Origin of the sequence: Vibrio sp. CB1-14 (genome assembly GCF_040412085.2) — a bacterium.
GTDB classification, from domain to species: Bacteria; Pseudomonadota; Gammaproteobacteria; order Enterobacterales; family Vibrionaceae; genus Vibrio; species Vibrio chaetopteri.
This window is the reverse complement of the sequence record NZ_CP115920.1, coordinates 3361291-3373019: the sequence shown is the minus strand read 5'-3', so window position 1 is coordinate 3373019 and position 11729 is coordinate 3361291. Positions and strand designations below refer to the sequence as shown.

General features: G+C 47.1%; 13 protein-coding genes. 11 read left to right on the top strand and 2 right to left on the bottom strand.

What is annotated here, in order from left to right; genetic code table 11:
* Nucleotides 1-19 precede the first annotated feature (19 nt).
* The 3 genes from motX to rlmB all read left to right on the top strand — a co-directional run bounded on the left by motX (nucleotide 20) and on the right by rlmB (nucleotide 4059).
* The gene (gene motX, locus PG915_RS15475; RefSeq protein WP_418641785.1) at nucleotides 20-706 is read left to right on the top strand and encodes a flagellar protein MotX; all 687 of its coding nucleotides are present in this window, start codon (nucleotides 20-22) and stop codon (nucleotides 704-706) included.
* 113 nt (nucleotides 707-819) lie between these two features.
* On the top strand, nucleotides 820-3303 hold the full coding sequence (gene rnr, locus PG915_RS15470) for a ribonuclease R (protein WP_353497275.1): 2484 nt from the start codon (nucleotides 820-822) through the stop codon (nucleotides 3301-3303).
* An 18-nt stretch (nucleotides 3304-3321) separates the two neighbouring features.
* A complete protein-coding gene (rlmB, locus tag PG915_RS15465; RefSeq protein WP_042478943.1) occupies nucleotides 3322-4059 on the top strand; it encodes a 23S rRNA (guanosine(2251)-2'-O)-methyltransferase RlmB in 738 nt (245 codons plus the stop codon).
* 133 nt (nucleotides 4060-4192) lie between these two features.
* On the opposite strand, the gene PG915_RS15460 is transcribed toward rlmB, so the two are convergent.
* Nucleotides 4193-4420 carry a SlyX family protein gene (locus PG915_RS15460; RefSeq protein ID WP_042478959.1) on the bottom strand — a complete coding sequence of 76 codons (228 nt, stop codon included), beginning with the start codon at nucleotides 4418-4420 and terminating at the stop codon, nucleotides 4193-4195.
* A gap of 4 nt (nucleotides 4421-4424) precedes the next feature.
* The gene (locus tag PG915_RS15455) at nucleotides 4425-5405 is read right to left on the bottom strand and encodes a WD40 repeat domain-containing protein (protein ID WP_353498738.1); all 981 of its coding nucleotides are present in this window, start codon (nucleotides 5403-5405) and stop codon (nucleotides 4425-4427) included.
* A gap of 166 nt (nucleotides 5406-5571) precedes the next feature.
* On the opposite strand from PG915_RS15455, the gene fkpA reads away from it, so the two are divergent.
* The 8 genes from fkpA (at nucleotide 5572) to fusA (ending at nucleotide 11630) form a co-directional block, all read left to right on the top strand.
* Nucleotides 5572-6360, top strand: coding sequence for an FKBP-type peptidyl-prolyl cis-trans isomerase (fkpA, locus tag PG915_RS15450; RefSeq protein ID WP_353497274.1), 789 nt, complete (start codon nucleotides 5572-5574; stop codon nucleotides 6358-6360).
* Between the two features lie 204 nt (nucleotides 6361-6564).
* Nucleotides 6565-7281 (top strand): helix-turn-helix transcriptional regulator, encoded by a 717-nt coding sequence (locus PG915_RS15445; RefSeq protein WP_042503248.1) that lies wholly within the window; start codon nucleotides 6565-6567, stop codon nucleotides 7279-7281.
* Nucleotides 7282-7677: a sulfurtransferase complex subunit TusD gene (gene tusD, locus PG915_RS15440; protein ID WP_353497273.1), complete on the top strand. Its 396-nt coding sequence runs from the start codon at nucleotides 7282-7284 to the stop codon at nucleotides 7675-7677.
* Entirely contained in the window at nucleotides 7674-8030 is a 357-nt protein-coding gene (tusC, locus tag PG915_RS15435; RefSeq protein WP_353497272.1) for a sulfurtransferase complex subunit TusC, read from the top strand. The genes tusD and tusC overlap by 4 nt, the downstream gene beginning before the upstream one ends.
* 7 nt (nucleotides 8031-8037) lie before the next feature.
* Nucleotides 8038-8316 (top strand): sulfurtransferase complex subunit TusB, encoded by a 279-nt coding sequence (tusB, locus tag PG915_RS15430; RefSeq protein ID WP_353497271.1) that lies wholly within the window; start codon nucleotides 8038-8040, stop codon nucleotides 8314-8316.
* A gap of 175 nt (nucleotides 8317-8491) precedes the next feature.
* Nucleotides 8492-8866, top strand: coding sequence for a 30S ribosomal protein S12 (gene rpsL, locus PG915_RS15425; RefSeq protein WP_004399892.1), 375 nt, complete (start codon nucleotides 8492-8494; stop codon nucleotides 8864-8866).
* 119 nt (nucleotides 8867-8985) lie between these two features.
* The gene (gene rpsG, locus PG915_RS15420) at nucleotides 8986-9456 is read left to right on the top strand and encodes a 30S ribosomal protein S7 (RefSeq protein WP_042478937.1); all 471 of its coding nucleotides are present in this window, start codon (nucleotides 8986-8988) and stop codon (nucleotides 9454-9456) included.
* Nucleotides 9457-9533: 77 nt separating this feature from the next.
* Entirely contained in the window at nucleotides 9534-11630 is a 2097-nt protein-coding gene (gene fusA, locus PG915_RS15415) for an elongation factor G (protein ID WP_353497270.1), read from the top strand.
* Nucleotides 11631-11729: the final 99 nt, after the last annotated feature.

Here is an 11729-nt window from a genome sequence, read left to right as displayed (position 1 = left end):
GATAAAAATGAGACCATTGATGAGTTTTGTACAATGGACGGACGTTGAGCATGAGGAGCAGGAAAAAGTGATAAAGCGACACAAACTGGCAGCACTTGTTTGCATGGCGCTACTTGGCTCTGTGAAGTCGGTGCAGAGCAAGGAGCTTGGCGCCCCGATCCCCATTTACTCAGAAGACGAACTGATTGGTTTAATTGAAGAAAACCGCCACCTTGCTCGTGTCAAAGAAGACAACTGCCAGTTGGTTGAAGATATCATGGCACGCGCCACGCGCATCAGCTTACCGTCTTATGAATTCCTTTACGGTGATATGTTGGCTTGGGGTGTTTGTGTGCCTCAAGATGTTGAGCTTGGCCTCTACTATATGGAAAATGCCGCTCATCAAGGCTTACCTGTTGCGCTTGAGCAACTAGGTCGATACTACTCAAAAGGTACCTTTGTACAGCAGGACAAAGAACGTGCTATCCCGTATTTTCGTGAAGCGGCCTCTATGGGCAACATCGACGCCCGCATCCAATTAGCCGAGCTTCTGCTGCGAGATTACGGCAGTCCACTTGACTACGAAGACGCCTATCGTTGGCTGTACAACTCAGTCACACCAGATGGTCGCAAACACAAACGTATTTCCATGTTAAGACGCGGCCTTGAGCTGCGTATGCCGGAAAATATCATTGCTCGCGCTAAGCGTCGCACGGCCTTTTGGTAATCTGAGCCCATCATCTATCTGATGAATTAGATACAGAAAGCTAAAGCAATTCTGTAGCTTATCTGCTCCGTCAGTTATAATCGACCTATCCCTCCTAAAATATAGGTCTGACGATGTCGAAAAAGCCTAGCGATATAAAAGTAGACGACCCTTTTGCTGCAAGAGAGTCGGAGAACTACGAAAACCCCATCCCAAGCCGAGAATTCATCTCTGACTTCCTAGAAAGCGTTAATGTCCCAATGAACAGAAACGATCTGTTTGAAGCTTTGGGTCTGTCTGGTGAAGAGCAATATGAAGGCTTGCGTCGTCGACTGCGTGCGATGGAGCGAGACGGCCAGTTGGTGTTTACTCGACGTCAATGCTATGCCCTGCCTGATAAGCTCGAAATGATCAAAGGCTATGTGATTGGTCATAAAGACGGCCACGGCTGGGTTCGACCTGAAGGGAGCATGAATAAAGACAATGATGTGCTGTTGCCACATCATCAAATGCGCACCTTGCTACACGGCGATTTCGTATTGGTTCAACCATCGGGTACCGATAAACGTGGTCGAAAAGAAGGTCGTTTGGTTCGCGTGCTTGAGGAGCGCAAGACACAGGTGGTCGGTCGTTTCTTCATGGAATACGGTTATGCCTATGTTGTGGCGGATGATTCCCGAATCAGCCAAGATATCCTGATCCCTAATGAGCGCCGAGGCGGTGCACGTATGGGCAATGTGGTCGTGGTTGAAGTGACCGATCGCGGAAGTCGCTCCCGTGGCATGATGGGACAAGTGGTAGAAGTACTTGGTGAGAATATGGCGCCGGGTATGGAAACGCAGATTGCCATTCGCACTCATCAAATTCCTCATGAGTGGCCTGAAGAAGTCGAAAAGCAAGTGAAGCAGTTCGGCGAGTTTGTGCCTGAAGAGGCCAAAGAGGGGCGCGTTGATCTGCGTGACCTGCCTCTTGTCACCATCGATGGTGAAGACGCGCGAGACTTTGACGATGCGGTTTACTGTGAGCGCAAGAAAAGCGGTGGCTGGCGCTTGTGGGTAGCGATTGCGGATGTCAGCTACTATGTCCGCCCAAACACGCCACTCGACAAAGAAGCTATCGTACGGGGTAACTCGGTCTACTTCCCATCTCAGGTCGTGCCTATGCTTCCTGAAGTACTGTCCAATGGCCTTTGTTCACTCAACCCACAGGTGGAGCGCTTGTGTATGGTGTGTGAAATGACCATCTCTGATACAGGTAAGTTGTCGGGCTACAAACATTACGAAGCGGTAATGAACTCTCATGCGCGTCTTACTTACAACAAGGTGAGTGATATTTTAGAGGGTAACGAAGAGCTACGTGAGCGCTATAGCGCCGTGGTTCCTCATCTTCATGAGCTGCACAACATGTATCAAGTACTTAAGCGTGCACGTGATAATCGTGGTGCGATTGAGTTTGAGACCGTTGAAACTAAGTTTATTTTCAATGCCGATCGTAAGATCGACCGCATTGAGCCTGTGGTTCGCAATGACGCTCACAAGATCATCGAAGAATGTATGATTCTGGCGAACATTGCTTCTGCTTCCTTAGTAGAGAAGGCCAAAGAGCCGTCGCTATATCGAGTGCACGAAACTCCGGGTGAAGAGAGACTGCAAGGCTTTAGAGATTTCCTAAGTGAGCTAGGCCTGGACTTATCTGGTGGTCTTGAGCCATCGCCGACCGACTATGCTGAGCTTATTAAAAAGATTGGTGAGCGCCAGGATAAAGAGCTGATTCAAACTATGCTGCTGCGTTCTATGAAGCAGGCAGTTTACAACGCGGACAATGCGGGGCACTTTGGTTTGGCGCTAAAACGCTATGCGCACTTTACTTCACCAATTCGTCGTTACCCAGATTTGCTGTTGCACCGTGCAATCAAGTACCTTATTGCAAAACAAGAAGGTCGTAATACCGATCGCTGGACACCAACGGGTGGCTACCACTACTCGTTTGACGATATGGATTACTACGGCGAGCAATGTTCGATGACCGAGCGTCGCGCCGACGACGCAACCCGAGATGTGGCAGACTGGCTCAAGTGTGAGTACATGCAAGACCACGTCGGCGAAGAGCTTGATGGTGTAATTGCCAACGTGACTGGCTTTGGTTTCTTTGTGCGCTTAACAGAGCTGCACATCGATGGCTTGGTACATATTTCATCACTGGCAAATGACTACTATCAATTTGACCCTATTGGTCAGAGACTTATCGGGGAAAGCTTTGGTGCTATCTACAGACTTGGTGATGCTGTTAAGGTTAAAGTGCTATCAGTAAACCTCGATGACAAAAAGATAGACTTTGAATTAGTCGAAACAAGTCGTAAGCTACGCGGCAAAGGAAAGACCGCGAAAAAACGTATGGCTGAAGCTGAGAAGAAAAAAGCCAAAGCGAAACAGCGAGTCGCAGAGGTCAGAGGCAAGCGCAGCCCGAAAGCAGCGAAGCCGATGGTCGAAGCCACAAAACGCCCAGATGGACAGGAAGAGGATGTACTTCCTCACAAACGTAATAAGTCCAAAGCAACCAAATCTCGCAATAACAAAGCGCGCCAAAACAAGGCTCGTGGCAAAGCGAAGAAGAAATAACGAATTCAGGATTATTCCATGAGTAATGAATTTATCTACGGTATCCACGCGATCAAAGCGGTTCTTGAAAAAGATCCAGTGCGCTTTGTGGAAGCCTATGTACTAAAAGGGCGTCAAGACGATCGCTTGATGCCGCTGTTGAACGAACTCAACCAAATTGGTGTGTCGATTCAGCAAATGAACCGAAAAACGTTAGATGACAAAGCCAGCGGTGCCAATCACCAAGGCATTATCGCTAAGGTAAAACCGGCGAAGCAGCTCAATGAAAACGATCTCGATGATGTACTAGCGCAGCATGAACAGCCGCTATTGCTTATCCTAGACGGTGTGACTGACCCGCATAACCTTGGTGCATGCTTGCGCAACGCAGATGCAGCCGGTGTGGCGGCGGTGATTGTACCGAAAGACCGCTCTGCACCCATGACTGCGACGGTCAGCAAGGTAGCATGTGGCGCAGCAGAGACAGTACCACTTATCCGTGTCACTAATTTGGCGCGTACTATGCGTGCGCTGCAAGAGAAAGGTATCTGGATTGTGGGCACAGCAGGTGAAGCAACACATGATATCTATCAAGCGAAGCTGTCTGGCTCTCTAGCTGTTGTAATGGGTGCAGAAGGTGACGGTATGCGTCGTCTAACGCGTGAAACCTGTGACGACCTAATCAAGATCCCTATGGCGGGCGCAGTGTCGAGCCTAAACGTGTCAGTGGCATCGGGTATTTGTTTGTTTGAAGCGGTTCGTCAACGCGCGCTCTAGGTATTTAGCTCGAAGATGTCATTCCTGCGCAGGCAGGAATCTACTGAAGGCGGTAAGTAGACCCCTGCCTGCGCAGGGGTGACGACAAACTAGTCAAGATTCTGAAAAATAAGAGGTATTTACTAATGAAATATCAATAGTGGGGAGGCGGTGTCTCTTCCGATGGATCCGCTAAGTTTGAGGTATCCATGTTTTTCACTTTGCCAACCACATATTTCATCTGATCCTGCATCTTGCTGATGAGTAGCTGCTGTTGAGTCAGCGCATCGTTAAGCTCTTCGATAGTTTGCTCTTGGAAGGCCATTTTGCATTCCATATCGTTAATTCTCTCTTCGAGAGCTTGAATCTCTTTATTACTCATAAGGTCACTCACTAATTTTCCAAGCTTGGATAACGCCAGCTGACGAGGCAGAAAGCACGCGCTGGTTGCTCTCAAAGGCGGCATCATACACTACTCCCCGTGGTGGGCGAACATCTTTTAGCAGTTCCACTTCGTAGCCTTCCAGCCTTTTACCCGTTTCGGTATTCCATACCATGAGTCGAGAGGAAGGGGAACCGGTGACAAGTCGCTTACCATCATCAGAAAATCGTGCTGAAGAGAAAATAAGTTGGCGCGTCCAAGTACTTAATTCACTGACTTTATCGCCAGTTTGCAAATCCCAAATAATTGCATCATTACCGGTATCTGAGGTTAGGGCGTAGCGGCCATCACGCTGCAGTTCGACAGTGCCGACTCGTTGTGAATGCTCAAACCTTTGTAATATTTGCCCAGACTCGGTACTCCAAAAATAGCCATTATGATCATTTCCCCCCGAAAGCGCGTATTTTCCGTTCGGTGATAAAGCAACAGAATTGACTTTTTCAACATGGGCAAGGAACTCTAGCCGCCTTCCGGTGACTAAATCGATGAATATTGCTTTACCGTTGCTAAGGCCGATTAATACTTCGTCTCCGCTGTTACCTAAGGCAATGTCTTGGATAAGCCCGTCAGCGACAGACCAAAGGCCGGTTGATTGTGACCAAGCCAAATCCCAAATCGCAAAGTTGGTTTGGGTCGCGGTGATGGCAAAGCGGCCATTATCGCTAAAGCGGATGAGGGAAATAATGTTCTCGTCGGGATCTTGAATACCTAAGCGAGATAGGATTTTATTTTGCTCGAGATCCCAAAGCTGAAGGTGTTGCTGCTTGGAATAAAGTAAAGCAAATCGGGCGTCGCGACTAAGCGCAATGGCGGTTGAGCCCTCTAGGGCGAGTTCCCAGCGCTGTTCTGATTCGGTGGAGAATAAGCAGCCATTTAACAAGCCGATGACAATTAGCCACAGCACAGAATGAGATATTATTCGCATCATTACTGTTATTCCACGTTGAGTATTGAGTTTAAGCTAGTATATTTATAGCTTGAGCTAATAGGAAATAGTTACTAGATTTAGTTAGTTACGCATAACTATTGAACAAGTTTTTATAGTATGGCTAGGTATTAAGTCTACAAGAAGTCCATCATTGGAGAAATAAATGAAATCACTATTTAAAGTGTCGCTGCTTGCTGCGACAGTTATGTTGGCAGTCGGTTGTCAAAAAGAAGAAGAACCAAAAGTAGAGCCAGCAGCGCAAGAGCAAGTTCAAGCTGAGACAGGCAAAGCGGTTCACTTTAAAACAGAAGATGACAAAGCAGCTTACGCTATTGGTGTTTCTTTCGCGAACTACCTAAGCACGAGTATTGAGAAACCAGCTGAGTTTGGTATCGAACTGAAAAAAGAGCTGGTTCTTAAAGGTATTGAGCAAGCATTCGCTGGTAATGCTGAGCTAAGCGAAGACGAAATTCGCGCAGCGCTGGAAGGTCTAGACAAGCGTGTTGCTGAAACCATGCAGCAGCAAGCGGTTGAGAAAGCAGCGGCAGCAATGAAAGCCGGTGACGACTTCCGTGCTGAGTTTGCTAAACAAGAAGGTGTGACAGCAACTGAGTCTGGTCTCCTTTACCAAGTAGAAACTGAAGGCACTGGTGAGCAACCAAAAGACACGGATACTGTTCAAGTGCACTACAAGGGTACTTTGATTGACGGTACTCAGTTTGACAGCTCTTACGACCGTGGTGAGCCTGCAACATTCCCTCTTAACCGCGTGATCCCAGGTTGGACTGAGGGTGTTCAGCTAATGAAAGTCGGTTCTAAGTACAAGTTTGTTATCCCGCCACAGCTAGCATACGGTGAGCAAGATACTCCGACTATCCCTGCGAACTCAACGCTAGTATTCGAAGTTGAACTTCTAAAAATTGAAGGCGATGATACTCAAGCAACTCAGTAATGTTTGATTAGTCTCGGAAAAAAGCTCACTTCGGTGAGCTTTTTTTATGGTGGTTTACCGTCCAAGTTGGGATTGAAGCGATAAAAAAACGCACTTTTTTTGCCCTAAATCACTAGTTCGCGACATACATAGGGTAGCGCTCAAATTTTCTGATAAACTTACGTTAATTTTTTTAAAGCATTTTTTCTTTATCTTTAGGGTCCAATGACTGTGACTGAAATTACCAACCCAGATGAGCTGCTCGAAATGGAGTCCGTCGATGTGGCGCCATTCAGTGAGCACGATAAAATCATCTTACAATCCTATGAAGCGGTGGTAGATGGGCTTGCGAGCTTGATCGGACCGTTCTGTGAAATTGTTTTGCACTCGCTGGAGTCTTTAAATACTTCTGCTGTGAAAATTGCCAATGGTGAAAACACCGGCCGACAGGTTGGCTCACCTATCACAGATTTGGCACTAAAAATGTTGAAAGACATTGAAGGTTCAGAGCGCAATTTCTCCCGCTCTTACTTTACTCGCGCGAAAGGCGGCGTATTGATGAAGTCGATCACTATCGCGATTCGCAATGGTGATAATCGTGTGATAGGGCTTTTGTGTATCAACGTCAACCTCGATGCCCCGTTCTCCCAGATCCTACAATCGTTCATGCCAACGCAAGAAGCAAAAGACGCCGCATCATCGGTTAACTTTGCTAGCGATGTAGAAGAGCTGGTTGACCAAACAGTTGAACGCACCATCGAAGATATCAATGCTGATAAGTCGGTGTCGAACAACACCAAGAACCGCCAGATAGTGATGGAGCTGTATGATAAGGGCATCTTTGATATTAAAGATGCGATTAACCGCGTTGCCGATAGACTGAATATCTCTAAGCATACGGTTTACCTGTACATTCGTCAGCGTAAAACCGAGGACGAGTAATTGTCTGCTTTGACTTACAGTCTAGTGGTAAATGGTTCCGTGTACGGAAGCCAGTCGGCGCGTAATGCTTACCAATTTGCCAACGCGCTGATTGCCAAAGGGCACAAGCTTGTCAGTGTCTTTTTTTATCAAGATGGCGTTAACAATGCTTCGCGACTAACAGTACCTGCTAACGATGAGTTCGATTTGGTCTCTGCCTGGCAAGTGCTCGCTACAGAGCATGGTGTTCGTTTAGAAACTTGCGTTGCCGCTTCATTGCGCCGTGGTGTGTTAGGGAGCGATGAGGCGTCGCAGCATCAGCGAGATGCCGACAACTTAGCGACCGGTTTCGAGCAAGCTGGGCTAGGTAGTCTTGCCAGTGCGATGCTCACTCAAGATAGGGTGGTGCAGTTTTGACGACATTAGCTTTTGTATTTAACTCACTACCGCATGCGAGTTCGGCTGGTCGTGAAGGGCTGGATGCGCTTCTCGCAACGTCTGCGTTTACTGAAGACATCAAAGTGTTCTTTGTCGGCGATGGTGTGAATCAACTGCGCAAAGGGCAGGAGACTCAGTCTATTCTATCTAGAGACTACATCAGCGCATTCAAACTGATGGATCTTTACGACATTGAGCAAGTGTTTATCTGTGAGCAAAGCATGCAGCGTTATCGCTTAGTAGAAGAAGATCTGCTTATCTCTGCTCAGGTTATCTCAGCATCCGCGATTGCTGATGAACTCAATCAGTGTCATAAAGTATTAACCTTCTAGGATTACCATGCTGCACATTATTAAAAGCGAAGCAGGCTTCCAACAGGCCAGAACATACCTGAAAAAAGGGGATGACGTCCTTTTTGTCGAGAGTGCGTGCTATCTTGCAACAAGCTGCCTAGAAACAAGCGTAGATACGACTCAAGATTGGCAGTGCTACTTTCTAGAACCAGACATGGATGCGCGTGGCCTGGTTAAAAATGATGATGGGTCTTTGCAAGTGGCCGATTTTAAAGGCTTTGTAGAGCTCACGGAACGTCACATCGCCAGTACGACTTGGGATTAATCCGCCTTCTTATGTCTTAGTCATCGATACTGAGACACGCATATTCCAAAAAAGATCTGTATATTTCTTGACACACCTCTCACTGCTGCATAGAATTTTGCGTCCCTAATTGCCATTGGTGATTGGGGCTAGATTTTTCACAAAGCTTACTTTCAAGTAAATCAGGAGCTAGTTAATGGCAACTATTAACCAGTTGGTACGTAAGCCTCGTGCAAAGCAAGTTGTTAAAAGCAACGTGCCTGCACTAGAAGCGTGCCCACAAAAACGTGGTGTATGTACTCGTGTTTACACTACTACACCAAAAAAACCTAACTCAGCACTTCGTAAAGTATGTCGTGTTCGTCTAACGAACGGCTTCGAAGTAACTTCGTACATCGGCGGTGAAGGTCACAACCTTCAAGAGCACTCAGTTGTTCTAATCCGTGGCGGTCGTGTTAAAGACCTTCCGGGTGTACGTTACCACACTGTTCGCGGCGCACTTGACTGTGCTGGCGTAAATGACCGTAAACAAGGTCGTTCTAAGTACGGTGTGAAGCGTCCTAAGTCTTAATGCCCTTCTTTTTTAAAGAGAAGCGTTAAGTAAGGCCAAACACTAAAATTAAAATTTTAATTTTTGAAGAAACTGTAAAGTTTTGGATAACCTGAAGAATAAGACAACGGAGAAATTCCATGCCACGTCGTCGCGTAATTGGTCAGCGTAAGATCCTTCCAGATCCAAAGTTCAAATCTGAGCTGCTGGCAAAATTTGTAAACATCGTAATGGTTGACGGTAAGAAATCAACTGCTGAAAAAATCGTTTACGGTGCACTAGAAACTATGGCTGAGAAGTCTGGCAAAGACCACTTAGCTGTATTTGAAGAAGCTCTTGAAAATGTTCGCCCAGCGGTAGAGGTTAAATCTCGCCGTGTAGGTGGTTCAACTTACCAAGTACCTGTAGAAGTTCGTCCGGTTCGCCGTAACGCACTTGCTATGCGTTGGTTGGTTGAAGCTGCGCGTAAGCGTGGTGAAAAATCTATGGCTCAACGCCTAGCTGCTGAAATGCTAGACGCGTCTGAGAACAAAGGTACTGCGGTTAAGAAACGTGAAGACGTTCACCGCATGGCTGACGCTAACAAAGCGTTTGCTCATTACCGCTGGTAATACCTTTTCAGTGCTGCGAGGTTCTCTCGCAGCACTTTTCTATACTCTAAGGTTAACCTTAGTAAGAGGATACAATCGTGGCTCGTAAAACTCCTATTGAGCGCTATCGTAATATCGGTATCGTTGCTCACGTAGATGCAGGTAAAACAACCACAAGTGAGCGTATTCTGTTCTACACTGGCCTTTCTCACAAAATCGGCGAAGTTCACGATGGTGCCGCAACCATGGACTGGATGGAGCAGGAGCAAGAGCGTGGTATCACTATCACATCTGCTGCGACTACTACCTTCTGGCGTGGTATGGAAGCACAATTCCAAGATCATCGCGTAAACATCATTGATACCCCTGGACACGTTGACTTTACTATCGAAGTAGAGCGTTCTTTGCGTGTGCTTGATGGTGCAGTGGTTGTATTCTGTGGCTCATCAGGTGTTGAACCTCAGTCTGAAACTGTATGGCGTCAAGCTGATAAATATCACGTTCCACGTATGGTATTTGTGAACAAGATGGACCGTGCAGGCGCAGACTTCCTACGCGTTGTGGACCAAATTAAAGATCGTCTTGGTGCGAACCCAATTCCAATCCAATTAAACATTGGTGCAGAAGATGAGTTCAAAGGTGTCATCGACCTTATCAAGATGAAAGCAATCAACTGGAATGATGCCGATCAAGGCATGACCTTCACTTACGAAGATATTCCAGCGGAACTGCAAGATGAAGCTGAAGAGTGGCGCAACAACATGGTTGAAGCCGCTGCAGAAGCAAGCGAAGAGTTGATGGATAAATACCTTGAAGAAGGCGAACTAACGGAAGCTGAAATCAAGGCGGGTCTACGTGCTCGTACACTAAATAATGAAATTGTGCTCGCAACATGTGGTAGTGCATTTAAGAACAAAGGTGTGCAAGCGGTACTAGACGCGGTTATCGAATATCTTCCTTCTCCAGTAGACGTACCTGCGATTAAAGGTATCGACGATGATGAGAATGAAGTGGAGCGTCACGCTGACGACAACGAACCGTTCGCTGCACTTGCATTTAAGATTGCAACCGACCCGTTTGTAGGCACCCTCGCGTTTATGCGCGTTTATTCAGGTGTCGTAAACTCGGGTGATGCCGTTTATAACTCAGTGAAGCAAAAGCGTGAACGCTTTGGCCGTATCGTTCAAATGCACTCAAATAAGCGCGAAGAAGTAAAAGAAGTTCGTGCGGGTGACATTGCAGCAGCGATTGGTCTGAAAGACGTAACAACAGGTGATACCCTATGTGACCAGAACCACAAAGTGATTCTTGAGCGCATGGAGTTCCCTGAGCCAGTTATTCAGATCGCGGTAGAGCCTCGCTCTCAAGCTGACCAAGAGAAAATGGGTATTGCGCTAGGTAAACTGGCAGCAGAAGACCCGTCGTTCCGTGTGGAAACCGATGACGAAACTGGCCAAACGCTAATTTCAGGTATGGGTGAGCTTCACCTAGACATCATCGTAGACCGTATGAAGCGTGAATTCAGTGTTGATTGTAACGTGGGTAAACCTCAGGTTGCGTACCGTGAAACTATTCGCGGCAGCACAGAAGTTGAAGGCAAATTTGTTCGCCAATCAGGTGGTCGTGGTCAATATGGTCACGTATGGCTTAAGCTTGAGCCGTCTGAAGCGGGTGAAGGGTTTGTGTTCGTTGACGAGATCGTGGGTGGTGTGGTTCCTAAGGAATACATCAGCTCGGTATCGAAAGGTATCGAAGAGCAGATGAACAACGGTGTGCTTGCTGGCTATCCTGTACTGGATATCAAAGCGACACTGTATGATGGCTCTTACCATGATGTCGACTCTAGCGAGATGGCGTTTAAGATCGCCGGCTCGATGGCCTTCAGAAAAGGTGCGCTTGAAGCACAACCTGTTCTGCTTGAGCCAATGATGAAGGTTGAAGTAACTACTCCAGAAGATTGGATGGGTGATGTTGTTGGTGACCTTAACCGTCGCCGCGGCATGATCGAAGGTATGGATGACGGCCACGCAGGCCTTAAGATCATCCGTGCACAAGTACCGCTCTCTGAGATGTTTGGTTACGCAACTGACTTGCGTAGTGCGACCCAAGGTCGCGCATCATATTCTATGGAATTTAGCGAGTATGCTGAGACTCCAAAGAATGTGGCTGATGCGATTATTGCACAGCGCAGCTAATCAGCTATTGTTTAGTAATGAATCTGTTGCGTTGAGTAAAATTGACGCATAAAATAGCAAATTCTGGCGCGCCCCGACTTTAAACTTGTTCTCGGGGCG